Source organism: Pseudomonas sp. LBUM1655 (assembly GCF_059716085.1).
On the sequence record NZ_CP166801.1, the window covers coordinates 556,558 to 582,914 of the forward strand.

Sequence of the window (26,357 nt, forward strand, 5' to 3'; positions counted from 1 at the left end):
GGCTATTTGCTCGCGCGTTTCTTGCCGATTCCAACCAGGCTCAGCGCCTTCAGACTCAATTGCTTGAGTCCCGCGCGAGGCGGCTTCGCCGGTTGCAGGCCCTGTTGCACGACCCAGTCTTTCCAGCGAATCCGCTCGTCGCGCACGACCCAGCCTTGCTGGGTCGCAAAGCTCTCGGCCAGGTAAAGTCCACGGGTGCTGGCCGGCAGGAGTTTATCGCGGTTGAGGGTGTACAGCTCGGCCAGTGGCGCGCCGTCCTTGAGCGGCATCAAGTACAGGTCGGGGCGTTTGCGGTCGAGCCGCGCCACCAGTTGATCACCTTCCAGACGCTCATCGACGTGGAACAGACTCAGGGATTTGGCTTCTTTGGGCACGTCCAGACGCAGGTCGTAGATCAATTGCAATGAAGCGGTCGGTAAATGGACATAGGCCTGCGGCCGCTCCTGCAATTGCAGATTGGCGCACCGCACCGGTCGTGCTGCGCCGGACAGTGGCGTCAGGCGAAACGGCAAGGCCTCGCGATAATGCAGCGCAGATGAGTAGGGCGCCGGCAGCCAGGTATCGTTGAAGCGCCCGCCGAGCCAGCCCTCCGGGGTTTCCAGCAAACACTCTTCGGCGATCTCTTGAATGGCCGTGTGCAGCGGAATATTCAGTTCGTGAGCCGGCACGTAACCGGAAATCAGCTTGAGCACCACATCGCCGCGATCCTGCCGCCGCTGACGCACCAACACCCAGTAATCGCGATTTTGCCAATGCAGGGTCAGGCGCACCGAAACCCCGAGATTGGCCAGCTCCAGCGAGAAGCGCTCGGCGTCCGCCACGCTGACCGGTTTGCGTCGTTGCAAGGTCTGCGCGAAGTTCAGCGGCATGCCGACGCTCTGATAGGTCAGGCCTTCGGGCGTAGCTTCTACGTACAGGGGCAGGGTCTTGAAGTTGCTCGGGTTCTTTCTGATGAGCGTGCGCGGCATATCGGCTCCTGCTTAAGGCCGCGGGGCGGCGTCAGTGACCACGAAGGACCTGGGCAACGGTCGCAACGTTGTGGGCGAGGTGCAGCGGATTGATCGTTCCGACAATAGCACTGGCCACGCCAGGCTGGGCAAACAGCAACTCGAAGCTGGCGCGCACCGGGTCGACGCCTGGGCTCAGGCAAACGTGACCACTGGCCAAGGCTTTTTTCACCAGAACGGCTTTGCCGTGGGCAGCAGCATAGTCAATGACAGCTTTCTCGTTTTGTTCGTTCAGATTGTAGGTGACCATCGCACAGTCGCCTTGCTCCAGTGCTTTCAATCCGCCTTCGACGGTTTTGCCGGAAAAGCCGAAGCCGCGAATCTTGCCCTCAGCCTTGAGCGTCGCAAGTGTGGCGTAAACCTCCTCGTGCTCAAGGATGGCCATGTCGTTGCCGTCGGAATGCACCAGCACCAGATCGATGAAATCCGTTTCCAGACGTTGCAGGCTGCGCTCCACCGACATCCGCGTGTGCGCTGCGCTGAAGTCATGGCGCGAAAGGCCGTCGGCAAACTCTTCGCCGACCTTGCTGACGATCACCCAGTCATTGCGCTGGCCGCGCAACAGCGGGCCGAGGCGCTCTTCGCTGCGACCGTAGGCCGGCGCGGTGTCGATCAGGTTGATGCCCATATCGCGGCTGAGCTTGAGTAGCCGGCGCGCGTCATCGTCATCGGGAATCTCAAAGCCGTTGGGGTATTTCACGCCTTGGTCGCGCCCGAGTTTGACCGTGCCCAGGCCCAGTGGCGAAACCAACAGGCCGGTGCTGCCCAGCGGGCGGTGCAAGTCGTGCAGGGTCGCTATCGTCATGGCAGCAGTTGCTCCCAGGCAGGCACGCCCATCGGCGGTTTTGGCAGAGGTGGCAGTGGTTCAGTGGCTTGCGGCTGGATGCCGTCGCGTTGCAAGGAGGCGATCACCCGATCAGCGAAGTCTGGTGCCAGTGCCAGTTTGGTTGGCCAGCCAACCAGCAAGCGCCCCTCTTCAGCGAGGAAGGCGTTGTCCGGGCGCGTCAGGCCGGTTTGCAGCGGCTCGGCACGGTCGACACGCAGGGTTGCCCATTGCGTGGTGCTTAGGTCGATCCATGGCAGCAACTGCGAGATTTCTTTTTGCGCGGTGGCGATCTGTTCGGCTGGCTCGCGGTTCACGCCTTCGCTCTCGGCAATGTCGCCGCCCATGTACCAGACCCACTGCCCATCAGCGGCCGGGTGGGTGGTGACGGTGATGCGCGGCTTGGTGCCGCCGCCCAGGCAGTGGGCGTAAAGCGGTTTCAGGCCCGGGCCCTTGGCGATGATCATGTGCAATGGGCGGCGTTGCATGGCCGGGTGACTCAGGCCCAGAGCGGTGAGCAGGTCGGCAGTGCCGGCGCCGGCGCTGAGGACGATGCGCTGGGCGCGGATCTCGCGACCGTCGACTTTCAGGCCGACCAGCACGCCAGCTTCCAGCAGCGGCTCGATGGTTTGCCCGGCGAGCAATCCATCACCGGCCAGATCGGCCAGACGCTGGATCAGGCTCGGAACGTCGATCACCAGTTCGGCGAGACGATAGACCTTGCCCTTGAAGCGCTTGTCTTGCAGCGCCGGCGGCAATTGCTCGCCCTTGACCTGATCGACACGGCCACGCACTGCTTTGCTGGCGAAGAAACTGGTGAGGTTGCCGGCGAGGGTGCCCGGCGACCACAGGTAATGCGCTTCGGAGAGCAGACGAACGCCGGAAAGATCCAGTTCACCGTCGCCGGCCAGTGCTTCACGCCAGCGGCGCGGCATGTCGGCGATGGCTTCCGAGGCGCCGGTCAGCGCACCGTGCAACGCGTACTTGGCGCCGCCGTGGATGATGCCTTGTGATTTCACACTCTGCCCGCCGCCGAGGCTGGCGCTTTCCACCAGCACGGTCGAAAAACCCTGGCGGCGCAGGCGCGCGTTCAGCCAGAGGCCGGCAACACCAGCGCCGACAATCAGAACGTCGGTGGAAATAACGGATGGCATGCAACGACCTCAGTGTTCAAGACGAGGGCGCAGTATACAGACTCGGGAAAGAGGCGGATTTGTCGATGATCAACAGAGCTGACGCAAAACCAAATGTGGGAGCGAGCTTGCCCGTTAGTGCCCGGCGGTTTTCGAGAACAGCTGGATAACTACAACACCCAGAACAATCAACGCCATCCCCAGCATCGCCGGGATATCCAGCTTCTGCCCATAGATAAACAGCGCCGCAACGCTGACCATCACGATGCCCATCCCGGCCCACACCGCGTAAGCGACGCCCACTGGCACCGTGCGCACCACCAGCGTCAGCATCCAGAAGGCGATCCCGTAGCCGACGATCACTAGCAGCAGTGGCAGCGGTGTGCTGAAACCTTTGACGGCTTTCATCGAAACGGTGGCGATCACTTCGGCGCAAATGGCGATAGCCAGGTAGGCGTAGGCGTTCATGGTTCAAATCCTCATGTAAAACGTTGCTTTCTGAGCCGGCATTTTAGAGATTCATCAGATGGGGTAAAGTCATTACCTATCTGTTTTGAAGATGGGTTGGTGAGCCAGCATGCAGTGGAATCTTGATCAGCTACGGGTATTTGTCGATGTCGCCGAACAGCGTTCGTTCTCCGCCGTCGCACGCCAGCAACGCAAGGCGCAGTCGGCGATCAGCAGCGCCATCGCCATGCTCGAAGACGATCTGGGCGTGAGCCTGTTCGAGCGTAGCAGCGGCCGCCAGCCGAGCCTCACCGAAGCGGGCGATGCGTTGCTGGAAGAGGCCCGCGAAGTCTTGCGCCAATGCGAGCGCCTGAACGGTCGGGCGATGGCGATGATGCGCGGCCAGGAAGCGCAATTGCGTGTGGCGCAGGATGAAGCCATGCCCTATCAGGCGCTGGTGGAAAGTTTTGGCGCGCTGGCCGAGCAATTTCCCAGTCTGGAGTTGCAACTGACCAGCGCTGCCCAAGGTGAAGTTTCACGCAAACTGGTCGAACGTCGCGCCGATCTCGGGCTGCTGTTCTATCACGATGAAATCCCCGAGGCGCTGGAGCGGCGGGTGCTGGGCAGCGTGGAAATGGTCACCGTCTGCGGCATCAATCATCCGTTGGCGACTCAGCCCTACGTCACCTGCCAGCAACTGGCGCAACACCGGCAATTGCTGATGTCCACGCAAACCAGCGTTTATCCCGGCAACGAGCCGGCCAGCCCGCAGGTGTGGCGCGCCGACAGTTTCTACGTGATGGCCGAATGGCTGGTGCGGGATCTTGGCTGGGCGTGGCTGCCTCGGCATGTGGTGCAGTATTCGGCGTATCAGGGCTTGATGGTCGAGCTCGACAGCGAATGGACGCCGCCGGCGCTGGTGGTGGAACTGGTCTGGCGCCGCGACGAGCCGCTCGGCCCGGCCGCCCGCTGGCTGGCAGAACGTTTTGCCGTGCACTTGCAGGCGATCGGCGACAAAAGTCGATAAACTCCGGCGCCATGAATAGAACTCTCTACACCGCGCTGTTTTACCTGGGGCTGCCATTGGTGGCGATTCGGCTGTGGCTGCGGGCGCGCAAGGCGCCGGCGTATGCCAAACGGATTGGCGAACGTTTCACTTATGGCATGCCGACACTGCAACCCGGCGGCATCTGGGTACATGCGGTATCGGTGGGCGAAAGCATTGCCGCGGCGCCGATGATTCGCGCCTTGCTGCAACGTTATCCACAGCTGCCGATCACCGTGACCTGCATGACCCCAACCGGCTCGGAACGCATTCACGCACTGTTCGCCAACGAGCCGCGCATCCAGCATTGCTACCTGCCGTACGACTTGCCGTGCGCGGCGGCGCGGTTTCTTGATCGCGTGCAGCCGAAGCTCGCGGTGATCATGGAAACCGAGCTCTGGCCCAACCACATTCACCAATGTGCCAAGCGCGGCATTCCGGTGGCGCTGGCCAACGGTCGATTGTCCGAACGCTCAGCCAAGGGCTACGGCCGCTTCAGCAAACTGACCGCGCCGATGCTTGCCGAGATGAGTTTTTTCGCCGTGCAGACCGAAACCGAAGCGCAGCGTTTCCGCGATCTCGGCGCACGTTCTGAGACTGTCGAAGTCACCGGCTCGATCAAGTTCGACCTGACCATCGACCCGCAACTGCTGCAACGCGCCGCTGAACTGCGTGGCCAATGGCAGGCGCAGGAGCGTCCGGTATGGATCGCCGCGAGCACCCACGAAGGTGAGGACGAAGTGGTGCTGAATGCCCATCGTCGACTGCTGACCAACTACCCGAATGCGCTGTTGATTCTGGTGCCGCGTCATCCGGAGCGGTTCAACTCGGTGTTCGAACTGTGTCAGCGCGAAGGGTTTGCCACCGTGCGCCGTTCGACCGGCGCTAACGTTGCGGCCGAAACATCTGTTCTGCTCGGCGACACCATGGGCGAATTGCTGTTTCTGTATGCCTTGGCGGACAGTGCTTTTGTCGGTGGCAGTCTGGTGCCGAACGGCGGGCACAACCTGCTGGAACCGGCAGCCCTGGCGAAACCGGTGCTCAGCGGCCCGCACCTGTTTAACTTCCTCGACATCGCCGCGCAATTGCGCGAAGCCGGGGCGCTGGTCGAGGTGGATGATGCTGAAGGGCTGGCGGTGGAAGTGCAGCGCTTGTTCGAACTGCCACGTGATGCGCAGCGCATGGCTGAGGCTGGGCTGGCGGTGATGCGCCGCAATCAGGGCGCTTTGCAGCGATTGCTGGATGGGTTGGGCAGGTTGATCCCTTAGCCCCGCGCAGAAAGGGGCAAAATCAGCTAGGGCGCAACACAGTGATGCCCGTACTGCACCTGTTAGTTCTTACAGTATCGGACCTGCAAGAAAGCGTTCAGTCTTTCCCTCAAGTGAGAGGGACCGTCGTAGTCATGAACGTACAGTATTCAACCACCACACCGACGCTGTCTGTCCTGGACCCCCGCAAACTGGTGATCCGCAGCGTGGGTTATTACCTGCATCCCGATACGCCGGACATTGAGCCGCGCATTACCCGGCAAGTGTTCGATGGGGCGGGACGGCAGGTGGCCGCGTGGGATCCGCGATTGTGGGGAACAGCACCGAAGTCAAACATGGCGACAGCTTATGGTTTGAGCGCTCAGGTTTTATTGGCTGACAGTGTCGATGCGGGTTGGCAATTGAGTCTGTTGAATCACGCCGGCTCGCCGCATTTACTTTGGGATGGCCGGGGCAGTCAGCGCCAATTCGAGTATGACAATCAGCAGCGCACGGTTGCGATTACGGAACAGGCGATTGATGAGTCGCCGAAAGTGGTTGAGCGGCTGATCTACGGTGTTTCTGCTGATGAGCACAATCAATGCGGCCGTTTGATTCGCCATGATGATCCCGCTGGCTCTCTAACTGTCGATGAGTATGGTCTTGCCGGTGGTGTGCTAGTTGAAAGCAGGCGTTTTCTCATCAATCTCGAAACGCCCGACTGGCCACTTGAAACAAACGCCAAAGAGGAGTGCCTGGAGACTCAGGCATTCGTCACACGCCACACACTCAGCCCAGCGGGCGAAATACATCGCCAAACTGATGCCATGGGTAATGTTCGAACCTTTGGTTACGACGTCTCAGGCCAGTTACTTGAAACCTGGCTGCTACGGGCAGGTGAAAACCGGCAACCACAGCAATTGGTCGGCGACGTCCGCTATAACGCACAGGGCCAGATTGAAAGTGAAACTGCTGGCAATGGCGTGATAAGCCGAGCCGAGTACGCAGCCGATGACGGTAGCCTGATCAGGCTGGTTGCCACAGTTGGCAACCACAAACCCTTGCAGGACCTGAACTACGTTTACGACGCGATGGGTAATGTCATCGAGATGGAAGACAAGTCCCAGACCGTCAGCCATTTCAACAATCAACGCATTGAGCCGATTACCCGCTACCGTTACGACAGTCTCAATCAATTGGTTGAAGTCCGAGGCTGGGAAGTCAGTCAGCCAAACCATGGTCCGGGTTTGCCGGGGTTATTGCCGCTGCCTCTGGACCCCAACCAGCGACGTAACTACACCCGGCGTTTTGATTATGATCGGGCCGGTAACATGCTTGCTCGCCACCACAGTGGCAGGCCCGGTTTTTCGATGTTTACCTCGTCCCGCAGTAATCGCAGCCTCGCTCAACGCGATGATGGATCTTTGCCCGGAGAATCCGACATTGCTTCGGGCTTCGATGCCTGCGGCAACCAGCGGGAACTGCTGCGTGGCCAAGTCATGAGCTGGGACTGTCGCAATCTTTTGCGCAAGGTGACGTTGGTCAACCGCGAAGGCGAGCCTGACGATGATGAGTGCTATGTCTACGATCACCCCGGTCACCGGATACGTAAAACAAGAATCATCCGAAGCAACGGCCGCACGCTGCGCCCTGAAGTCCGTTACCTCCCGGGAGTGGAAATCCACCGTGAGAGAGATGGCGTAGAACGCCATGTCGTTAGCGTCGAGGCTGGACGAAGCCAGGTACGCGCGCTGCACTGGCCTCTCGGCGCGGAAAGCGATCAATTGCGCTACAGCCTCAACGATCATCTTGGCTCCAGCTCTCTGGAGCTGGACCACACTGCCTCTGTGCTGACGCAGGAGCACTATTACGCCTTTGGCGGAACGGCGTGCTGGGCGGGACGAAGCGCATTGGTGGCGCAGTACAAAACCATTCGCTATTCAGGAAAGGAACGGGATGCGACGGGACTCTATTACTACGGTTATCGTTATTACGCACCGTGGTTACAGCGCTGGATAGCAGCAGATCCCGCGAAAGACATAGATGGGCTGAATGTCTACCTGTTTTGCGCTAATAATCCCGCCACTTATCAAGATGCGTCAGGGCTGGCGAAATACAAGGGCAAGGGCGATGCCATAGAAAAGCAGAGAGCTGCATGGGGAAGCGACATCGTTGCCAGAGGCTTAAAGGAAATCAAGAAACAGGCGCCGGACAAAGGTCAACGTTTGGAGAAAGCGTTAGAAATGATTCCCAAGGCGACCGCAGAGACGATCCGAGTATTAAAGGATGGCGATGTCGACGAGGTATACAAAAACTTCACGTCGAGAATTTTTGGTACTCACACCAGTCCGCAGGCGCTACGGCAGAAACTATTGGAAGTGCTTGTTCCACTCAAGGAAACGGTAGACAAATATGCTGGAAGGCGGTCTGAACGATTGGTGTGGTCGACAAAGAGTCAAATCTTGCCAAGTGAAGCAAATACACATCCTGAAGACCCTGCAAAACGAATATTTTTAAGCTCTGAGGCGTTCGATTCATCTCCGATAAACATGATGACGATGATCGTTCATGAGGCATCGCATCGCCTTGAAAATCCGACTCATGATTTCATGTACTACGCGCTGGAGTCAGATTTAAGCGATGAGCATGCTGGCCCTTCGAACTCTATGGTTGATCGGATTTCCAGCGGGAAGGCGAATGAATATCTGGCTTCAGTGGCGATGGAAAAGCTGACTGATGACGCACGGAAAGATTTTTTTGGTGACATGCAAGTGAGTGCTGTTACAAGCAAACTGAATACCGATCCCGGTTTCTTGCAAAAGACTCTGCTGTTTAATGCTGACTCTTATGCACTTTTGGTGAAGTCGATTTGGTCTGCCTCTACGTTGTCCAAAAGCAATAACAACTGATCACTCGTCCTTCGCTCGGTGTGATCTCAAGTCTGCGGTTGTTCCTACAGGTAAATCCTGTAGGAACAACCGCAGACTGCGATCTTTTGCTTTAGCTTAAGGCCGCGCCCTGAGCTGCGCCTCGGCAGCCTTGGCCAGATCCGGCGGCAGGAAGTCTTTGTCCGGGTTGTAATCGGCTTTCAGATAACGCGCCAGATCCTGCAAGTCGCCCGGGTTCAACGTGCCGGCGGCTTGCTTCAAGCGCAGGTTGTCGAGGATGTAGTCGTAGCGGGTATTGTTGTAATTGCGCACCGAAGAGTACAGCTGACGCTGCGCATCGAGTACGTCGACGATGTTGCGGGTACCCACCTGATAGCCGATTTCCGTGGCTTCCACCGCGCTCTGGTTGGAGATGATCGACTGGCGGCGCGCCTGCACCTGTTCGACGTCGGTGTTCACCGCGCGGTGCAGGTTGCGGGTGTTTTCCACCACTTGCCGACGCAGGCCTTCGCGCTGCTGTTCGGTTTGATCGAGGCGCGAGTAGGACTCGCGCACCTGCGAGCTGGTCAGCCCGCCGCTGTAGATCGGGATGTTCAGTTGCAGTCCCAGCGTGCTCTGTTCGACGTTGCCACGGTAGGGCGTGCCGAAGGCGTTCGGGTTGGCGAAACCGAGGGCGTCGTTGTCACCCTTTTCGTATTTGGCCACGGCGTCGAGGGTCGGCAAGTGGCCGGCCTTGCGCTGCTTCAAGGTCTGTTCGGCCGAGCTGACGGCATAGTTGCTAGCCAGCAGATTGAGGTTCTGTTTTGCTGCGGTGTCGACCCAGGCCTTGGCGTCGTTCGGTGCCGGCGGCAGGATCGGCAGCGTGTGCACGATGCCCTGAATCGCGTTGTACTGACGGTTGGTCAGGGTGATCAGCGCTTCGAACGCATCATCAACCTGACGCTGCGCGACGATCCGGTTGGCCCGCGCGGTGTCGTAACTGGCTTGCGATTGCAGCACATCGGTCTTGTCCGACAGGCCGACGTCAAAGCGCTCGTTGGACTGGTCGAGCTGACGCTTGAACGCCGCTTCTTCAGCTTTGGTCGAGGCTAGATTGTCCTGGCTGCGCAGCACGTTGAAGTAGCTTTCGGCCGATTGCAGGATCAGGTTCTGCTCGGTAGCCGACAGTTGCAACGCGGCTTGCTCATTGACGTCTTTGGCGGCCTGGAACTGGAACCAGCGATCGGCGCGGAACAGCGGTTGGGCAAGGGTTGCCTGATAGGAATGCGCACTGCGGTTGGCAATGGCCGAAGGCTGGTCGATCGAGGTGCGTACGTCGGCGACTTCGGCGCCGCCGGACAGGTTCGGCAGCAAGCCGGCGCGGGCCTGCGGCACCACTTCTTTCTGCGCGCCATACTGGGCGCGGGCGGCGGCCAGATCGGCGTTGTTGTCGACCGCTTCCTGATAGACGCTGACCAGATCGGTTTTGCTCGACAAGGGCGCTTCTGCTGCCCAGGCCATTGCGTTGGACGCACAAGACACGGCAAGAGCCAGTGAAAGTTTGCGCAGCATGAGGCGATCCCTAGCATGAATATTATGGAAATAATGTGCGCGCCAAGGCTACGGCGCAGCCCCTGCAGCGTCAAGGCGCAGCGGGGCAAGGCGAGTGTAGTTGCGCATTGAAGCGGCAACAATCCTGCACGTCCTGCCAATTGCGCCATTCATCATGGTGTTTGCCGCGGTGTTGGCGTTCTTTGCCGGTTGTGTCTAGACTGGCCGGGTTCTTGTCGGGGTGCCTTGCTATGAGGCTGAGATCGAATAATTTCGGATCCCGTTGAACCTGATCAGGTTAGCGCCTGCGTAGGGAACAAGATTTCTCGTCACCCGGCGAGTCCTCTTGTGCTTCGTCCGGGAAATTGTTCGACAATCGAACGCTCGACGACGATGCACAGCACCAGTCCTGGTGCGTCCGTGCCTTTCAGGTTCTGCTCCGACAATCCACTGCCTGGATGCTGTCTGGAGAGCCCGTGATGACTACAAAATCTAAAAACGCGATCAACCTGAGCGATTCGGCCAAGGTCGACGAACAATCGGTCAAGCCGTTCACCCGTTCGCAAAAAGTCTACGTTCAGGGTTCTCGCCCGGACATCCTCGTGCCGATGCGCGAAATCAGCCTCGACGTGACCCCGACCGACTTCGGCGGCGAGATCAACGCGCCGGTCGTCGTGTACGACACCTCAGGCCCGTACACCGATCCCAACGTCATCATCGACGTGCGCAAAGGCTTGGGCGATGTGCGCTCGGCGTGGATCGAATCCCGTGGTGATACCGAGCGCCTGCCTGGCTTGAGTTCCAATTTTGGCCAGGAACGCCTGGCTGACGCCGAGCTGACCAAGCTGCGTTTCGCCCACGTCAACAACCCGCGCCGCGCCAAGGCAGGGGCCAACGTCAGCCAAATGCACTATGCACGCAAGGGCATCATTACCGCCGAGATGGAATACGTCGCCATCCGCGAAAACATGAAGCTCGAAGTGGCTCGCGCCGCCGGGCTGCTGGACCAGCAACACGCCGGGCACAGCTTCGGCGCCAGCGTGCCGAAAATCATCACCCCTGAATTCGTCCGTGAAGAAATTGCCCGTGGCCGCGCGATCATTCCGGCCAACATCAACCACACCGAACTGGAACCGATGATCATCGGCCGTAACTTCCTGGTGAAGATCAACGGCAACATCGGCAACAGCGCACTGGGTTCGTCCATCGAAGAAGAAGTGGCGAAACTGACCTGGGGCATTCGCTGGGGTTCGGACACGGTCATGGACTTGTCCACCGGCAAACACATTCACGAAACCCGCGAGTGGATCATCCGCAACTCGCCAGTGCCGATCGGTACCGTGCCGATTTACCAAGCTCTGGAAAAAGTCGGCGGCGCTGCTGAAGACCTGACCTGGGAGCTGTTCCGCGACACGCTGATCGAGCAGGCGGAGCAGGGCGTCGACTACTTCACCATCCACGCTGGCGTGTTGTTGCGCTACGTGCCGCTGACCGCCAAACGCGTGACCGGCATTGTTTCCCGTGGCGGCTCGATCATGGCCAAGTGGTGCCTGGCGCACCACAAAGAGAACTTCCTCTACACCCACTTCGATGAAATCTGCGAAATCATGAAGGCCTACGACGTCAGCTTCTCGCTGGGCGATGGTCTGCGTCCGGGGTCGATTGCCGACGCCAACGACGAAGCGCAGTTCGGCGAACTGGAAACCCTCGGCGAGCTGACCAAAATCGCCTGGAAGCACGACGTGCAGTGCATGATCGAAGGCCCGGGCCACGTGCCGATGCAGTTGATCAAAGAGAACATGGACAAGCAGCTGGAGTGCTGCGACGAGGCGCCGTTCTACACCCTCGGCCCGCTGACCACTGACATCGCGCCGGGCTATGACCACATCACTTCCGGCATCGGTGCGGCGATGATCGGCTGGTTCGGTTGCGCCATGCTCTGCTACGTGACGCCGAAGGAACACTTGGGTCTGCCGAACAAGGATGACGTGAAGACCGGGATCATCACCTACAAGATCGCCGCTCACGCAGCGGATTTGGCCAAAGGTCACCCGGGCGCGCAGATCCGCGACAACGCCTTGAGCAAGGCGCGTTTCGAGTTCCGCTGGGAAGACCAGTTCAACCTCGGTCTGGACCCGGACACCGCCCGTTCGTATCACGATGAAACCCTGCCGAAGGACTCGGCCAAGGTCGCGCATTTCTGTTCGATGTGCGGGCCTAAATTCTGCTCGATGAAGATCACTCAGGAAGTCCGCGAATACGCGGCCAACCAGCGGATCGACGCGGTCGACGTGGACGTCGCCCAAGGCCTGGCGGAACAGGCCGAGCGGTTCAAGAAGGAAGGCAGTCAGCTGTACAAAAAAGTCTGATCCCTAGCTGGTCTTTTGTGGTGAGGGGATTTATCCCCGATGGGTTGCGAAGCAGCCCCAAAATCTGAGAATGCGGTACGTCTGAAAGACCCGGTTCTCAAAGTTGCGACTGCTGCGCAGTCGATCGGGGATAAATCCCCTCGCCACAAGAGGGCAGCTTGATCAACACAACAACAAATGTCCCTCTGAGATAACACCCTTGAGCATTCAACCCGGCACGTATTCCCCCGACCTCGCCATACCCGCCGACAAGCGTGTGTTCGGCGGTCGTGATCTGTTTTCCCTGTGGTTCTCTCTCGGTATCGGCCTGATGGTGCTACAGACCGGTGCGCTGCTGGCGCCGGGTCTGGGCCTGTCCGGTTCGCTGCTGGCGATTTTCCTCGGCACGCTGGTCGGCGTTTTACTGCTGGCCGCCGTCGGCGTGATCGGCAGCGACACCGGCCTGTCGTCGATGGCCGCGCTCAAACTCAGCCTCGGCAGCAGAGGCGCAAGCCTGCCGGCGCTGCTCAATCTGCTGCAACTGATCGGTTGGGGCTCCTTCGAAATCATCGTCATGCGCGATGCCGCCAGCCTGCTTGGCACGCGCGCGTTCAGCGAAGGTTCGCTGTGGTCGAACCCGGTGTTGTGGACGCTGTTCTTCGGCGCGCTGGCCACTTTGCTCGCTGTAAGCGGCCCGCTGACGTTCGTCCGGCAGATCCTGCGCAAATGGGGCATCTGGTTGCTGTTGGCGGCATGCCTCTGGCTGACCTGGAACCTGTTCGCCAAGGCTGATCTGGCTGCTCTGTGGGCGCGTGCCGGTGATGGTTCGATGCCATTTGCCGTGGGCTTCGACATTGCTATCGCGATGCCGCTGTCGTGGCTGCCGCTGATCGCCGACTATTCGCGATTTGGCAAACGGGCGAAGAATGTGTTCGGTGGTACTGCGGTCGGTTTCTTTATCGGCAACTTCTGGCTGATGAGCCTTGGCGTGGCGTACACCCTGGCGTTTGCGCCGAGCGGTGAGGTCAATGCGCTGCTGCTGGCCCTGGCCGGTGCCGGTCTGGGTATTCCGCTGCTGCTGATTCTGCTCGACGAGTCGGAAAACGCTTTTGCCGATATACACTCGGCGGCGGTGTCCAGCGGGATTCTGTTGCGCCTGAAAGTCGAGCATCTGGCCTTGGCCATCGGCGTGATCTGCACGCTGATCGCACTGCTGGCGCCGTTGGCGCAGTACCAGAACTTCCTGCTGCTGATCGGTTCGGTGTTTGCGCCGCTGTTCGGCGTGGTGCTGGTGGATCACTTCATTCTGCGTAAACGCAGCGGTCAGGTCGCATCAGCCGCATTGCGCTGGCCGGCACTGTTGGCGTGGCTGGGTGGCGTCAGCACCTACCACTTGCTGGCGAATCTGTATCCGGACATCGGCGCAACCCTGCCGGCGCTGGTGCTGGCAGGGCTGCTGCAGTTTGTGCTCGGTCGTGCCTTCAGTTACGGCCGGGAAACAGCTCGGGCTTGAGAATGCCGTTCAGGCGCGGGTAAGGAATCTTCAGTTCGACGTGGCCCAGCGCGTAAGGCGCGATGGTGCTCACTTCGTACTTGAGGATCACCGCGCCGTAGGTCAGTGCCACGTTCGGGGTTTTCTTGAACGGCCAGCTCGAAACGAACTCCGCTTCCTGATCGAGCTTGGTGCTGATCAACCAGCTGTTATGCGCAACCTGCGCTGCCTTCCAGAATGCGTCTTCCTGACCCGGCATCAACATGTCGGACAGGTTCAGCACTTTGTGCTGCTGGCGCGAATAGTTGATGAAGCCACGACCCGGTGTGCCGTGGGCGCCGCCGGTGTCGAGGTAGCTCGACAATTCGATGATCACCAAGCCGTCATGCTGCTCGCGTACTTTCGCTTGCAGATAGCTGCTGTTGCGCGGACCGGCATTGGCCAGAAACTGCTCGCGATAGGCCGCCAGCGTCGGCGCCACGGGTGCGTTCGCCTCGGTGCGGGTCATTTGCAGCAGGCGTTTTTCGATGATGCCATCCAGAGCAGGTTCTGCCGGGAAGCGCAGGGTGTCGATGTTCACCAGTGGGCAGTCAGGGTTGGAGCAGCCGGTTTTCAGCTGCTCCGACGCATCGCGGGTGGTTTCCAGCGGCGTACGGTAGTTGGGCTGGAACAGGCTCGCACACGCGCCCAGGGTCAGGGCGATGGCGGCCACGGAGGCAATTTTGAAAAGCGACATGGGCGTCCTTTCTGAAACAGGGGAAGGCAAAAAGTTACCGCTTCGACTCTCAACGAAGCAGTCAGTTCGCCACTAAGCTAATTAGAGTGGGTTTCGCCTCCACCGTCCATCCCGCTGACGGTAAAGGGGCTGCATCAATCGGTGCGGGCGCGTTAGGATGGCGCGAAGTCGAGGTTGCAAGTAACAAATAGGAACCTCGTAACGGATTTGCAGTAAAGAGGATGCTCATGACTGACTTTGCCAACGCCATTCCGACCGCCGTCGATATCGTGCGGCGTGAAAAATGCTACGAGGGTTTTTACAAACTCGACCGCGTGCACCTGCGCCATGAGTTGTTTGCTGGCGGCATGAGCCGCGAAATCAACCGCGAAGTGTTCGTGCGCCACGATGCCGTGTGCATGTTGCCTTACGATCCGCAGCGTGACGAAGTGGTACTGATCGAGCAGTTTCGCGTCGGCGCCATGGGCAAGGCTGACAATCCCTGGCTGGTCGAACTGGTCGCCGGTCTGATCGATAAGGACGAAGAGCCGGAAGAAGTTGCTCACCGCGAGGCGCAGGAGGAAGCTGGGCTGGACATCAAGGCCCTGTGGCCGATGACCAAATATTTCCCGTCGCCGGGCGGCAGCAACGAGTTCGTGCATTTGTATCTGGGGCGTTGCAGCACGGATGGCGTCGGCGGCCTGCATGGGTTAGAGGAAGAGGCCGAAGATATCCGCGTCACGGTCTGGGCGTTCGAAGATGCCCTGCAAGCCGTACGTGATGGACGTATTGCCAACGCGGCGAGCATCATCGCTTTGCAGTGGCTGGCGCTGAACCGCGCCGAAGTGAGGGGGTTATGGTCGTAAACAAGTTGCGCGATCGTTATCGAGTCGACCTCGCGGGGCTGCAAGCCGCCTGCGAGGCCAACTACGCGCGCCTGATGCGACTGTTGCCGGACATGCGCAACGAACCCGAGGCGCGGCGCATCGCCGTGACCCAGGGCGAGCAGATGCTCGGCGTGCTGGCCCTCGAAGTGCTGCAAACCTGCCCGTACACCACCACGCTGCAAGTGCGTCAGGAACACAGCCTGCCTTGGCTGCCGGTGCCGCAGCTGGAAGTGCAGGTTTATCACGACGCGCGGATGGCTGAGGTGATCAGCGCCGAACATGCACGACGCTTTCGCGGCATCTATCCTTACCCGAACGCCGCGATGCATCAGCCCGATGAAAAAGCTCAGCTCAATCTGTTCCTGGGGGAATGGCTGAGTCATTGTCTGGCGTTGGGGCACGAGTACGAAGTCGTACGCTAGTTGTGAACTGCGTCCGGTTCCTCGGTTTCCCCTTTCAGTGATCCCCCAGCATAATTGCGGCACTTGACCGATTCCGTGCTTTTGCCTTGGGAGAACGCCTTGCCGAGCGTATCCACGTTGACCACCGCCGATCCGGCGCTGCTGGTGCAGTTGTCCGACAGCCATCTGTTCGCTGAAGCGGACGGCACGTTGCTGGGTATGAATACTCGGGAGAGCCTGCAAAAGGTCATTGAGTTGGTGCTGGCGCAGCAGCCGCAGATTGATCTGATGCTGGCCACCGGCGATATCTCGCAGGACGGCACCCTCGAGTCGTATCAGCAGTTTCGTGAAATGAGCGGGCAGATCGATGCGCCGGCACGCTGGATTCCCGGCAATCACGATGAGCCGCAGATCATGGCGGTGGCGGCAGTGCAGAGTGCGCTGCTGGAGTCGGTGGTCGATGTCGGCAACTGGCGCGTGACCTTGCTCGACTCGGCTGTGCCGGGTTCAGTGCCGGGATATCTTCAAGACGATCAATTGCAGTTGCTGGCCCGCTCGTTGAGCGAAGCGCCCGAGCGCCATCATCTGGTGTGCTTCCATCATCATCCGGTGTCGATTGGTTGCCCGTGGATGGAGCCGATTGGCCTGCGCAATCCCGAGGCGTTTTTCGAAGTGCTGGATCGTTTTCCACAGGCTCGTGCGGTGTTGTGGGGGCATGTGCATCAGGAGATCGACCGCGAACGCAATGGCGTGCGGTTGTTGGCATCGCCGTCGACCTGCATTCAGTTCGAGCCGGGGAGTGAAGACTTCAAGGTCGGCGAACAGGCGCCGGGGTATCGCTGGTTGCGGCTGTTGCCGGATGGGCGGCTGGAAACCGGTGTGGAGCGCGTTGCAGACTTCGCATTTACTGTCGATTACGGTTCCAACGGTTACTGATTGCCAATCAAAAGCCCCTCACCCCAGCCCTCTCCCGGAGGGAGAGGGGGCCGACCGAGGTGTCTGGCGTCATACGCCGACGTGAAATACCGAGTCGATTATGAATTCGCTGAAGCTTGAATATCCCTCATTCAGCCCCTCGCTCTCAGAAAGAGAGGGACTGACCGAGGTGTCTGGCGTTATCCATCGACCTGAGCGATTGTGTCGATTGTGGATTCGGCGAAGCTCTTTCAGGTCGGCGTACTTCTGAAATATCCCCCATTCGGTCCCCTCTCCCTCCGGGAGAGGGCTAGGGTGAGGGGCTTTCTCCCTGTAAACTCCGCTTTCCTAAACCGACACTCAGGGAGCTCAAATGTCTGGTTCGATCCTCTATATCCACGGTTTCAACAGCGCCCCGGCCTCGAAAAAGGCCTGTCAGCTGGTCGCGGTGATGGAGCGGCTGGGCTTGAGCGATCAACTGCGTGTTCCCGCCCTGCATCACCATCCGCGCGAAGCCATCGGTCAGTTGGAGCAAGCGATTGCCGAACTGGGCCGGCCGCTGCTGGTGGGAAGCTCACTCGGCGGCTACTATGCGACTCACTTGGCCGAGCGCCATGGCCTCAAAGCCCTGCTGGTCAACCCGGCCGTCAGTCCGCACCGGATGTTCGACGGTTACCTGGGGACGCAGAAAAACCTGTACACCGATGAAACCTGGGAATTGACCCACGACCACGTAACGGCCCTGGCCGAACTGGAAGTGCCGGCGCCCCAGGATGCGCTGCGCTATCAGGTATGGTTGCAGACTGGCGATGAAACACTGGATTATCGCCTCGCCCAGCAGTATTACCGCGCCTGTGCCTTGCGCATTCAGGCTGGCGGTGATCACAGTTTTCAAGGTTTTGCCGGGCAATTGCCGGCGTTGCTGAGTTTTGCCGGCATTGGCGCCGATGTGTATCAGGCAATCGATTTCACCGCACTGTGATGTCTTGCCCCTATTTCATGAATGACTGACGACGAGACCCTATGGCCACTCCCAGCGCTAGCTCTTATAACGCCGACGCCATCGAAGTCCTCTCGGGCCTCGACCCGGTGCGCAAACGCCCCGGCATGTACACCGACACCAGTCGGCCAAACCACCTCGCCCAGGAAGTCATCGACAACAGCGTCGACGAAGCCCTGGCCGGCCACGCCAGATCGGTGCAGGTCATCCTGCACGCCGACCACTCGCTGGAAGTCAGCGACGACGGCCGTGGCATGCCGGTCGACATCCACCCGGAAGAGGGCGTGTCGGGCGTCGAACTGATCCTCACCAAGCTCCATGCGGGTGGCAAGTTTTCCAACAAGAACTACCAGTTCTCCGGCGGTCTGCACGGGGTAGGTATTTCCGTGGTCAACGCCTTGTCGACCGAAGTCCGGGTGCGTGTAAAACGTGACGGCAACGAATACCAGATGACCTTCAACGACGGCTTCAAGGCCTCGGAGCTGGAAATCGTCGGCACGGTCGGCAAGCGCAACACTGGCACCAGCGTGTACTTCGCGCCGGATCCGAAGTATTTCGATTCACCGAAATTCTCCATCAGCCGCCTCAAGCACGTGCTCAAGGCCAAGGCTGTGCTGTGCCCGGGGCTGCTGGTCAGCTTCGAAGACAAAGGCACTGGCGAGAAAGTCGAGTGGCATTACGAAGACGGCTTGCGTTCCTATCTGGTCGACGCAGTCAGTGAGTTCGAACGTCTGCCAGATGAACCGTTCTGCGGCGCTTTCGCCGGCAATAAAGAAGCGGTCGACTGGGCGCTGCTGTGGCTGCCGGAAGGTGGCGACGCGGTGCAGGAAAGCTACGTCAACCTGATTCCGACGGCTCAGGGTGGTACCCACGTCAACGGCTTGCGTCAGGGTTTGCTGGATGCGATGCGCGAGTTCTGCGAATTCCGCAGCCTGCTGCCGCGCGGCGTGAAGCTGGCGCCGGAAGACGTCTGGGAGCGCATCGCCTTCGTCCTGTCGATGAAGATGCAGGAGCCGCAATTCTCCGGCCAGACCAAAGAGCGCTTGTCGTCCCGCGAAGCGGCGGCGTTCGTTTCCGGCGTGGTCAAGGACGCGTTCAGCCTGTGGCTCAACGCCAACCCGGAAACCGGTCTGGCGCTGGCGGAACTGGCGATCAACAACGCCGGCCGTCGTCTCAAGGCGAGCAAGAAAGTCGAGCGCAAGCGTGTCACCCAGGGGCCGGCACTGCCGGGCAAACTGGCCGACTGCGCCGGGCAGGACCCGATGCGCTCCGAGCTGTTCCTGGTCGAAGGTGATTCCGCCGGCGGTTCCGCCAAGCAAGCGCGGGACAAAGAGTTCCAGGCGATCCTGCCGTTGCGCGGCAAGATCCTCAATACCTGGGAAGTCGACGGCAGCGAAGTGCTCGCCAGCCAGGAAGTGCACAACATTGCCGTAGCCATTGGTGTCGATCCGGGCGCGGCAGACATGAGCCAACTGCGCTACGGCAAGATCTGCATCCTCGCCGACGCCGACTCCGACGGTCTGCACATCGCCACGCTGCTCTGCGCTTTGTTCGTCCAGCATTTCCGCCCGCTGGTGGATGCCGGCCACGTTTATGTCGCAATGCCGCCGCTGTACCGCATCGACCTTGGCAAAGAGATTTACTACGCCCTCGACGAAGCCGAACGCGACGGGATTCTTGACCGTCTGGTGGCCGAGAAGAAGCGCGGCAAGCCGCAGGTCACCCGATTCAAAGGCCTGGGTGAAATGAACCCACCGCAGTTGCGTGAAACCACCATGGACCCGAACACCCGGCGTCTGGTGCAACTGACGCTGGGTGAAGATTTCGCCGAAACCTCGGAAATGATGGACATGCTGCTGGCGAAGAAACGCGCCGGTGACCGCAAGACCTGGCTCGAATCCAAAGGCAACCTCGCCGAGGTGCTGGCCTGATGCGGTTTGGCTGGGCCTTGGCGGGTGTGTTGCTGCTGAGTTCGATGACCGTGTTGGCAGAGCCTGCGCCGGAACTGCGGGTGCTGTCCGAGCATCCGGTCGACGGCATGCGCGGCGGCAACCTGTCGGGGCTGGCCTTGTGCGGCACCGAACTGTGGACGGTGTCGGATCGCGATGACGATCAGATCTACCGGCTCAACACTGCTGATCAGGTCTGGCAGGCCGAAACCGTGCACATTGATGTGCCGAAAGTACCCGACAGCGGCTTGCCCTGGGGCCTGAGTTCGCGCACATGGGCGGCATCGTTCATCCGTGGCGGCGATCTGGATTTCGAAGGCATCAGCTGCGACAGCGCTGGCAATCGCTATATCGTCAGCGAAGCCCATGCAGCCGTTTTGCAGGTGCCGGTCAGCGGCCCGGCCAACTGGCTGAAGATCTCGCCGATGTTGGTTCGCGAAGCGCGGGCCAGCGGCATGCTCCTGCATTTCAACGCGATTTTGGAAGGCCTGGCGATCAACCCGGCAGGCGATCAGATGTGGCTGGCCGCCGAACGGCAAAGCCGTGGCCTGCTGAAGATCAAGCGCCAGCAGACGGTGTGGGATTGCGACGGTCGCTGCGTGCTGCTCAGTGAGGGCGGCAAGGAGATGCAGCCGTCGCAGTTCCCCAGGGCCAAAGCGGTTCATCGGGACTTTTCCGACCTTTCGTTGTTCAACGGAAAACTGTTTACCCTGGAACGCAACGCTTTCCAGATTTGTCGCCGTGATACGCAGACAGCCAAGGTCGAGCGTTGCTGGTCGTATGCCGCCGAACTGTTGCAGGCAAATCGCCGTTACGCACAGAACTACGGATTGGAAGAGGCGCTGATCGTTGACGCTGAAGGTGCGTGGATCGGCGTCGACAACAATTTTGGTCCGCGTGCCGACGGTGAAGTCCGGCCGGTCATCTGGCGCTTCGCTGCCCCTGAAGGTGGCTGGAGCGCCAAGCCATGAGCCAGCAACCACCGGGTAAACGCACCGGTCGGGTGCTGATGATTCTGGCGTGGTGTGCTGCACTTTTTCTGGCCACACGGTTTTTCGGCCAGTGGGAACAACGCCAGCAGAATCCGAACGTCGTCGTGAGTTCGGAGCAGGGCGAAGGCTTTATTGAAGTGAAGCTGGCGAGCAATGCCCAAGGGCATTTTGTCGCCAGCGGCCAGATCAACGGTGAGCCGGTGGAGTTCATGCTCGACACCGGCGCGACCGATGTGGCGATCCCGGCGGATCTGGCCAAACGCTTGAAGCTGGAAGAAGGTTTCGGTGTGACCCTGAGCACGGCCAATGGCCTGAGCCAGGGCTATCGGACAAAAATTGCCCGCCTGCAACTGGGCGACATCGTGCTGCGGGATGTTCGCGCACTGGTGGCGCCGGGGCTGCATGGTGATCAGGTGCTGCTCGGCATGAGCGCCCTGAACAAACTTGAATTTACTCAGCGCGGTGGCACCATGCTGCTGCGCCAGACAACGAACCGATGAGGCCTGCATGAGCAACCCCCTTGATCTCAGCCTGGACGGTGTAGAACGCCGATCGTTGGCCGACTTCACCGAAAGTGCCTACCTCAACTACTCCATGTACGTGATCATGGACCGTGCTCTGCCGCATATCGGCGACGGCCTGAAACCGGTACAGCGGCGTATCGTCTACGCCATGAGCGAGCTGGGGCTGGACGCTGATTCCAAGCACAAGAAATCGGCGCGTACCGTCGGTGACGTGCTCGGCAAGTTCCACCCGCACGGCGACTCGGCGTGCTACGAAGCGATGGTGCTGATGGCCCAGCCATTCAGCTACCGCTACACGCTGGTCGACGGCCAGGGTAACTGGGGTGCGCCGGATGATCCCAAGTCCTTCGCCGCCATGCGTTACACCGAAGCGCGGCTGTCGCGTTATTCCGAAGTGCTGCTCAGTGAACTGGGCCAGGGCACTGCAGATTGGGGCCCTAACTTCGACGGCACCCTGCAGGAGCCGCTGGTATTGCCGGCGCGCTTGCCGAACATCCTGCTCAACGGCACTACCGGTATCGCCGTGGGCATGGCCACCGACGTACCGCCGCACAACCTGCGCGAAGTCGCGACTGCGTGCGTGCGCCTGCTCGATGAGCCGAAAGCCACGGTCGAGCAACTCTGCGAACACATTCAGGGCCCGGACTACCCGACCGAAGCGGAAATCATCACGCCGCGCGCCGACCTGCTGAAAATGTACGAAACCGGCAAGGGCTCGGTGCGCATGCGCGCCGTTTACCACGTCGAGGACGGCGACATCATCGTCACCGCGCTGCCGCATCAGGTCTCCGGAGCCAAAGTGCTGGAGCAGATTGCCGCGCTGATGCAGGCAAAACCCTCGAAAGCCCCGCAGATCGCTGACCTGCGTGACGAATCCGACCACGAAAACCCGTGCCGCATCGTTATCATCCCGGTCAACAGCCGCGTCGATCACGAAGCGCTGATGCAGCACCTGTTCGCCAGTACCGAGCTGGAGTCGACCTACCGGGTCAACGTCAACATCATCGGGCTGGACGGCAAACCACAGCTGAAAAACCTGCGCGCGTTGCTCGTCGAATGGCTGGAATTCCGGGTGCTGACCGTGCGTCGCCGCCTGCAATTCCGCCTCGACAAGGTTGAGCGTCGCCTGCACCTGTTGGACGGTTTGTTGATCGCCTACCTCAACCTGGATGAAGTGATCCACATCATCCGTACCGAGGAACACCCGAAAGCCAAACTGATCGAGCGTTTCGCTCTCAGCGAGATCCAGGCCGACTACATTCTCGACACCCGTCTGCGTCAATTGGCGCGACTGGAAGAAATGAAGCTGCGCGACGAGCAGGACGAACTGCTCAAGGAACAAGCCAAGCTGCAAGCCCTGCTGGGCAGCGAAGCCAAGCTGAAGAAACTGGTGCGCACCGAGTTGATCAAGGACGCCGAAACCTATGGCGACGACCGTCGCTCGCCAATCGTCGAGCGCGCCGAAGCCAAAGCGTTGACCGAGCACGATCTGCTGCCAAACGAGAAAGTGACTGTCGTACTGTCGGAAAAAGGCTGGATCCGTTCGGCCAAGGGCCACGATATCGACGCCACCGGCCTGTCGTACAAGGCCGGCGACGGCTTCAAGACCTCGGCAGCGGGGCGCTCGAACCAGTTTGCGGTGTTTATCGACTCCACCGGCCGCAGTTATTCGGTGGCCGCGCACACCTTGCCATCGGCCCGTGGCCAGGGTGAGCCGTTGACTGGCCGTCTGACGCCGCCACCGGGCGCATCCTTCGAATGCGTGCTGATGCCGGAAGACGACGCGCTTTACGTGATCGCCTCTGACGCCGGTTACGGTTTTGTGGTCAAGGGTGAGGACCTGCAAGCCAAGAACAAGGCCGGTAAAGCCCTGTTGAGCCTGCCAAACAACGCCAAGGTGATCGCGCCGCGTCCGGTGGCCGATCGTGAGCAGAACTGGCTGGCCTCGGTCACGACCGAAGGTCGCCTGCTGATCTTCAAAATCAGCGATCTGCCACAATTAGGTAAGGGCAAAGGCAACAAGATCATCGGTATTTCCGGTGAACGTGTGGCCAGTCGCGAAGAATATGTCACGGACATCGCTGTGCTTCCGGAAGGCGCGACCTTGGTGTTGCAGGCCGGAAAACGGACTCTGTCGCTGAAAGCCGACGACCTCGAACACTACAAAGGTGAGCGTGGACGTCGCGGCAATAAACTGCCAAGGGGCTTCCAGCGAGTGGATGCGCTGCTCGTCGAAAACCTCAATTAGGTGATAACACGCCCCCTAGAGCGCTCGATCTACGATTTAACGCGTAGATCGACGCTTTGGCGCTGGAGTCGGAACGCATATTCACGGATGATATGGCCTTTCAAGCGCCGGCGTGGCTGAGCGTTCTTCATATTTATTGAGTATTTTCACTGTGGTCAGCCTTGTGGCGGCCACCTGGACGGGATGATGACTGCTCTGCGCCCCCTTATTTTCCTGCTCGCCGGCGTTTTGGGCCTGGCGGGTTGCAGCGTTCACCAGCCGGTGTCGCTGTATCAACTGGACAGCGGAAGTCCGGTTCAGCCTGCGCAAAGCGCCGGCATGGCGGTTTTGTTGGGCCCGGTTGTGCTGGCCGATTACCTGCAACGTGAAACTCTGCTGCAACGTCAACCGGATGGCAGCCTGCAGGCGGCGACCGATGGTCGTTGGGCTGGCAGCCTTTCGTCGGATATCGATCAGTTGTTGCTGCGTCAGGTTGCCGGTCATCTGGATAGCCAGCGTGTCGTGCTGGCACCGGCGACTCAGGGCTTCACCCCGGACGTGCAGGTATTGATGACCATCACGCGTCTGGACTCCGGCGAGAAGCAACCGGCGATTCTCGATGCGCAATGGCGCCTGATCGACCGTCGTGGCCAGGTGCGCGATAACCGCATCATCCACCTGCAAGAGCTGCACGCCGGCAGTACGGCATCGCAGGTGCAGGCGCAGGGGATATTGTTGCAGCGTCTGTCCGAGCAGCTGTCGGTGGCGCTCAAGCCGTTGGCTAATCAGCCACCAGTGGCTGAAGCTCCGCGCAAAGCAGCGCCGAAACCGGCAGCGCCGGCGGCGGAAGCCGAGAAGCAGCCGAAGATTCCGATGGCATCGCCGATTCGGACTGATATGGAAGTGTTCCGCTTCTGAGTCTGTTTGAGTCAGGACAGAGCCCGCCTTGTGCGGGCTTTGTTGTGTCTGGGGGCTGGAAATCCTTACCGTCAGTGCGGGCCTCTTCGCGAGCAAGCTCGCTACCACAGGTATTGCAGGTGTTCACAAGATCTGTGGCAGCCACCGTCCACTGTGGGAGCGAGCTTGCTCGCCAAAGGGCCGTTACAGGCAACAAAAAAGCCCGCAGACAATCGCTTGTCTGCGGGCTTCTGTGCATCTGGGCTAAGGCTTACGCCCGACGCTCATGCATCCGCGCCAGTTGCCGTTCCAGCATCGACGGATAAGGCTCCATCAACCGCTCCACGCAGCACGCCCCCTCAGGGCTGGCAATCGGCCGGATACGCGCACGCTGACGGATCAGCGCATCATCGCTGATCTTGCGCTCCACCAGCAGCAGGTTGCGACTGTGCTGCGACAGGGCCAGCGCATCCTGGGCTGAATCGGTCAGCAGCAGATCAATCTGGCTCAGACCGAACAACTCATCGCCAAGGGTCAGGCCCAGCTGCAATTGCAGGGTGATGCCGCTGTCGGCGACTTCGATCTGCAACTGATGGCCCAGCGCCCGCAACAACTCGCCGCAGCAAATCGCGTTGGTCAGGTAGTCGTCGCCAATGTCTTCGGTGTGGAACAGCATCAGCGTGCTGCCGTCGTTCAGGGTTTCGATTTCGCCCTGATACAGCGAGGCGGCCTGATCGAGGCAGTCGCGATAGCGCTCCTGCAACTCTTCCAGACGCGCACGTGGCAGACGACGCAGTTGCTCCTGAGAACCCAGTTGAACCGCCAGCACCGCCGTGTGTTGCGGCACGCTCGGGGTGGCTTTGCGAATCTGCGGTTGTGCGGCACCGTTCAAGGACTCGTCGCGCAGATCGGCGAACGCGTCATCGTCATCATCGTCTTCGACGGTGCTGACCAAGTGGCGTGGTGCAGGCTTCTGCGCGCCCATCGGACGGGTTTCGTCAAAGCTCGGGTCACGCAGATTGCGCACCTCGAACTCGGTCTCGTTTTCCTCGTCTTCGAACTCGGGTTCCGGCTCAGGCGCGGGCTCCGGCGCATAGTTGGCGTGCAACTGACGGGCGAGATCGCCGATTTCGTCCTGGCGCTCCATGCCCGGCGTGTGCTCGTCAATCCGGCGCAGCCATACACGCAATTGCAGCAGCGGGGTCGACAGGTAGCGGCCCATGCGCAAGCTCAAGGCCAGCGACAGCGCCAACAGAATCGCACTCAAAATGCCCATGCTTTGCAGGCTGATGGTCATCGGCTGCTGGAACTGATCCATGTCCAGACTGATGCGCAGTTGCCCGGCGGTCACGTCCTGGAAAGTGATCTTGCTCTCGTACATGCCCTCGGCTTCGCCCAACAGGCTGTGCTTGGGGCGCTGACCGGATTCGGCGAGGATGCGGTTATCCACGCTATAGATTGCCGCGTGGGCCACCAGTTTGTTCTTGGTCAGGTTATTGAGCAGCACGTTGAGGCTGAGGATGTCGTTGGACACCAACAGCTCCGTGGCGGAAGTGGCCGTTTGCGTGGTCAGGCTTTCGCCCAGCGCATCGGCCTGCTCGTGCATGGCCTGCTTGAACTGCAAGCCCATCACGCAGGCATAAATCACCAGCGCCAGAGCGACGAGGATCACGTTATGGCTGGCAATGCGCAATGCAATCGGTACACGGCGGTGGCGCAGTGCACGGAAGATCAGCAGGAAGAAGTTATCGGTTTTAACTGGCGTGGGCCGGTTCACTGAGCTCGGCTCTTTTGTCCGTGAAGTTGACGCGCAGTATAGCGACAGGCCCTAGACCGGCAAAGCGCTCGCGGTGCCCGATGGTCACTGAAAGTGGGTAGAATGCGGTTTTT

General features: G+C 60.1%; 21 protein-coding genes and 1 riboswitch. Of the genes, 14 read left to right on the forward strand and 7 right to left on the reverse strand.

From position 1 onward, the window contains the following. Nucleotides 1-2 precede the first annotated feature (2 nt). The 4 genes from ACA074_RS02480 to ACA074_RS02495 form a co-directional block, all read right to left on the reverse strand. A complete protein-coding gene (locus ACA074_RS02480; RefSeq protein WP_497678379.1) occupies nucleotides 3-968 on the reverse strand; it encodes a metal ABC transporter ATPase in 966 nt (321 codons plus the stop codon). A 31-nt stretch (nucleotides 969-999) separates the two neighbouring features. Beyond that, entirely contained in the window at nucleotides 1,000-1,812 is an 813-nt protein-coding gene (locus ACA074_RS02485) for an aldo/keto reductase (RefSeq protein WP_497678380.1), read from the reverse strand. Next, nucleotides 1,809-2,984: an NAD(P)/FAD-dependent oxidoreductase gene (locus ACA074_RS02490; protein WP_497616197.1), complete on the reverse strand. Its 1,176-nt coding sequence runs from the start codon at nucleotides 2,982-2,984 to the stop codon at nucleotides 1,809-1,811. Before ACA074_RS02490 ends, ACA074_RS02485 begins: the two co-directional genes overlap by 4 nt. A 114-nt stretch (nucleotides 2,985-3,098) precedes the next feature. Further along, nucleotides 3,099-3,431 (reverse strand): DMT family transporter, encoded by a 333-nt coding sequence (locus ACA074_RS02495; protein WP_187677915.1) that lies wholly within the window; start codon nucleotides 3,429-3,431, stop codon nucleotides 3,099-3,101. Between the two features lie 109 nt (nucleotides 3,432-3,540). Here ACA074_RS02495 and ACA074_RS02500 point away from each other — a divergent pair, with 109 nt between their 5' ends. The 3 genes from ACA074_RS02500 to ACA074_RS02510 all read left to right on the forward strand — a co-directional run bounded on the left by ACA074_RS02500 (nucleotide 3,541) and on the right by ACA074_RS02510 (nucleotide 8,611). Beyond that, complete coding sequence (locus tag ACA074_RS02500) at nucleotides 3,541-4,437, forward strand: LysR family transcriptional regulator (RefSeq protein ID WP_187677914.1); 897 nt, start codon at nucleotides 3,541-3,543, stop codon at nucleotides 4,435-4,437. Nucleotides 4,438-4,448: 11 nt separating this feature from the next. After that, a complete protein-coding gene (gene waaA / locus ACA074_RS02505) occupies nucleotides 4,449-5,723 on the forward strand; it encodes a lipid IV(A) 3-deoxy-D-manno-octulosonic acid transferase (RefSeq protein ID WP_489880369.1) in 1,275 nt (424 codons plus the stop codon). A gap of 134 nt (nucleotides 5,724-5,857) precedes the next feature. Continuing rightward, the gene (locus tag ACA074_RS02510) at nucleotides 5,858-8,611 is read left to right on the forward strand and encodes an RHS repeat domain-containing protein (RefSeq protein WP_497678381.1); all 2,754 of its coding nucleotides are present in this window, start codon (nucleotides 5,858-5,860) and stop codon (nucleotides 8,609-8,611) included. A gap of 96 nt (nucleotides 8,612-8,707) precedes the next feature. Here ACA074_RS02510 and ACA074_RS02515 read toward each other — a convergent pair whose 3' ends face one another. Then, nucleotides 8,708-10,141 carry a TolC family outer membrane protein gene (locus ACA074_RS02515; protein ID WP_187677912.1) on the reverse strand — a complete coding sequence of 478 codons (1,434 nt, stop codon included), beginning with the start codon at nucleotides 10,139-10,141 and terminating at the stop codon, nucleotides 8,708-8,710. Nucleotides 10,142-10,347: 206 nt separating this feature from the next. Next, a riboswitch (TPP riboswitch) is annotated at nucleotides 10,348-10,453 on the forward strand. Nucleotides 10,454-10,599: 146 nt separating this feature from the next. Here ACA074_RS02515 and thiC point away from each other — a divergent pair. After that, complete coding sequence (thiC, locus tag ACA074_RS02520) at nucleotides 10,600-12,489, forward strand: phosphomethylpyrimidine synthase ThiC (protein WP_187677911.1); 1,890 nt, start codon at nucleotides 10,600-10,602, stop codon at nucleotides 12,487-12,489. A gap of 199 nt (nucleotides 12,490-12,688) precedes the next feature. Further along, a complete protein-coding gene (cytX, locus tag ACA074_RS02525; protein ID WP_497678382.1) occupies nucleotides 12,689-13,981 on the forward strand; it encodes a putative hydroxymethylpyrimidine transporter CytX in 1,293 nt (430 codons plus the stop codon). On the opposite strand, the gene ACA074_RS02530 is transcribed toward cytX, so the two are convergent. Then, nucleotides 13,950-14,696 carry an RsiV family protein gene (locus ACA074_RS02530; protein WP_401271993.1) on the reverse strand — a complete coding sequence of 249 codons (747 nt, stop codon included), beginning with the start codon at nucleotides 14,694-14,696 and terminating at the stop codon, nucleotides 13,950-13,952. The genes cytX and ACA074_RS02530 overlap by 32 nt on opposite strands. Before the next feature lie 227 nt (nucleotides 14,697-14,923). Between ACA074_RS02530 and ACA074_RS02535 the strand changes: the two genes are divergently transcribed. The 9 genes from ACA074_RS02535 to ACA074_RS02575 all read left to right on the forward strand — a co-directional run bounded on the left by ACA074_RS02535 (nucleotide 14,924) and on the right by ACA074_RS02575 (nucleotide 24,488). Continuing rightward, entirely contained in the window at nucleotides 14,924-15,541 is a 618-nt protein-coding gene (locus ACA074_RS02535) for an NUDIX domain-containing protein (RefSeq protein WP_187677908.1), read from the forward strand. Then, nucleotides 15,532-15,984: a DUF1249 domain-containing protein gene (locus ACA074_RS02540; protein WP_187677907.1), complete on the forward strand. Its 453-nt coding sequence runs from the start codon at nucleotides 15,532-15,534 to the stop codon at nucleotides 15,982-15,984. The genes ACA074_RS02535 and ACA074_RS02540 overlap by 10 nt, the downstream gene beginning before the upstream one ends. A gap of 99 nt (nucleotides 15,985-16,083) precedes the next feature. Then, on the forward strand, nucleotides 16,084-16,899 hold the full coding sequence (cpdA, locus tag ACA074_RS02545) for a 3',5'-cyclic-AMP phosphodiesterase (RefSeq protein ID WP_497678383.1): 816 nt from the start codon (nucleotides 16,084-16,086) through the stop codon (nucleotides 16,897-16,899). Nucleotides 16,900-17,251: 352 nt separating this feature from the next. Then, a complete protein-coding gene (locus ACA074_RS02550; RefSeq protein ID WP_489880364.1) occupies nucleotides 17,252-17,860 on the forward strand; it encodes a YqiA/YcfP family alpha/beta fold hydrolase in 609 nt (202 codons plus the stop codon). Nucleotides 17,861-17,901: 41 nt separating this feature from the next. After that, the gene (parE, locus tag ACA074_RS02555; RefSeq protein WP_034151667.1) at nucleotides 17,902-19,809 is read left to right on the forward strand and encodes a DNA topoisomerase IV subunit B; all 1,908 of its coding nucleotides are present in this window, start codon (nucleotides 17,902-17,904) and stop codon (nucleotides 19,807-19,809) included. After that, entirely contained in the window at nucleotides 19,809-20,798 is a 990-nt protein-coding gene (locus tag ACA074_RS02560; protein WP_497678384.1) for an esterase-like activity of phytase family protein, read from the forward strand. Before parE ends, ACA074_RS02560 begins: the two co-directional genes overlap by 1 nt. Next, nucleotides 20,795-21,319 (forward strand): retropepsin-like aspartic protease family protein, encoded by a 525-nt coding sequence (locus ACA074_RS02565; protein WP_497678385.1) that lies wholly within the window; start codon nucleotides 20,795-20,797, stop codon nucleotides 21,317-21,319. Before ACA074_RS02560 ends, ACA074_RS02565 begins: the two co-directional genes overlap by 4 nt. Before the next feature lie 7 nt (nucleotides 21,320-21,326). Next, nucleotides 21,327-23,591, forward strand: a complete 2,265-nt coding sequence (gene parC / locus ACA074_RS02570) for a DNA topoisomerase IV subunit A (protein ID WP_187677902.1) — start codon at nucleotides 21,327-21,329, stop codon at nucleotides 23,589-23,591. 186 nt (nucleotides 23,592-23,777) lie between these two features. Then, nucleotides 23,778-24,488: a PqiC family protein gene (locus ACA074_RS02575; RefSeq protein ID WP_187677901.1), complete on the forward strand. Its 711-nt coding sequence runs from the start codon at nucleotides 23,778-23,780 to the stop codon at nucleotides 24,486-24,488. A gap of 250 nt (nucleotides 24,489-24,738) precedes the next feature. On the opposite strand, the gene ACA074_RS02580 is transcribed toward ACA074_RS02575, so the two are convergent. Beyond that, nucleotides 24,739-26,244, reverse strand: coding sequence for an AhpA/YtjB family protein (locus ACA074_RS02580; protein ID WP_497678386.1), 1,506 nt, complete (start codon nucleotides 26,242-26,244; stop codon nucleotides 24,739-24,741). Between the last annotated feature and the right edge of the window lie 113 nt (nucleotides 26,245-26,357).

Excerpts from the sequence above, each read along its gene's own strand:
- ACA074_RS02560 (WP_497678384.1), top strand. The coding sequence starts at position 19,809 with ATGCGGTTTGGCTGGGCCTTGGCGGGTGTGTTGCTGCTGAGTTCGATG.
- thiC (WP_187677911.1), top strand. The coding sequence starts at position 10,600 with ATGACTACAAAATCTAAAAACGCGATCAACCTGAGCGATTCGGCCAAG.
- ACA074_RS02495 (WP_187677915.1), bottom strand. The coding sequence starts at position 3,431 with ATGAACGCCTACGCCTACCTGGCTATCGCCATTTGCGCCGAAGTGATC.
- waaA (WP_489880369.1), top strand. The coding sequence starts at position 4,449 with ATGAATAGAACTCTCTACACCGCGCTGTTTTACCTGGGGCTGCCATTG.
- ACA074_RS02535 (WP_187677908.1), top strand. The coding sequence starts at position 14,924 with ATGACTGACTTTGCCAACGCCATTCCGACCGCCGTCGATATCGTGCGG.
- ACA074_RS02515 (WP_187677912.1), bottom strand. The coding sequence starts at position 10,141 with ATGCTGCGCAAACTTTCACTGGCTCTTGCCGTGTCTTGTGCGTCCAAC.
- ACA074_RS02565 (WP_497678385.1), top strand. The coding sequence starts at position 20,795 with ATGAGCCAGCAACCACCGGGTAAACGCACCGGTCGGGTGCTGATGATT.
- ACA074_RS02550 (WP_489880364.1), top strand. The coding sequence starts at position 17,252 with ATGTCTGGTTCGATCCTCTATATCCACGGTTTCAACAGCGCCCCGGCC.
- ACA074_RS02490 (WP_497616197.1), bottom strand. The coding sequence starts at position 2,984 with ATGCCATCCGTTATTTCCACCGACGTTCTGATTGTCGGCGCTGGTGTT.
- ACA074_RS02540 (WP_187677907.1), top strand. The coding sequence starts at position 15,532 with ATGGTCGTAAACAAGTTGCGCGATCGTTATCGAGTCGACCTCGCGGGG.
- ACA074_RS02530 (WP_401271993.1), bottom strand. The coding sequence starts at position 14,696 with ATGTCGCTTTTCAAAATTGCCTCCGTGGCCGCCATCGCCCTGACCCTG.
- ACA074_RS02510 (WP_497678381.1), top strand. The coding sequence starts at position 5,858 with ATGAACGTACAGTATTCAACCACCACACCGACGCTGTCTGTCCTGGAC.
- parE (WP_034151667.1), top strand. The coding sequence starts at position 17,902 with ATGGCCACTCCCAGCGCTAGCTCTTATAACGCCGACGCCATCGAAGTC.
- ACA074_RS02485 (WP_497678380.1), bottom strand. The coding sequence starts at position 1,812 with ATGACGATAGCGACCCTGCACGACTTGCACCGCCCGCTGGGCAGCACC.
- ACA074_RS02575 (WP_187677901.1), top strand. The coding sequence starts at position 23,778 with ATGACTGCTCTGCGCCCCCTTATTTTCCTGCTCGCCGGCGTTTTGGGC.
- parC (WP_187677902.1), top strand. The coding sequence starts at position 21,327 with ATGAGCAACCCCCTTGATCTCAGCCTGGACGGTGTAGAACGCCGATCG.
- ACA074_RS02480 (WP_497678379.1), bottom strand. The coding sequence starts at position 968 with ATGCCGCGCACGCTCATCAGAAAGAACCCGAGCAACTTCAAGACCCTG.
- ACA074_RS02500 (WP_187677914.1), top strand. The coding sequence starts at position 3,541 with ATGCAGTGGAATCTTGATCAGCTACGGGTATTTGTCGATGTCGCCGAA.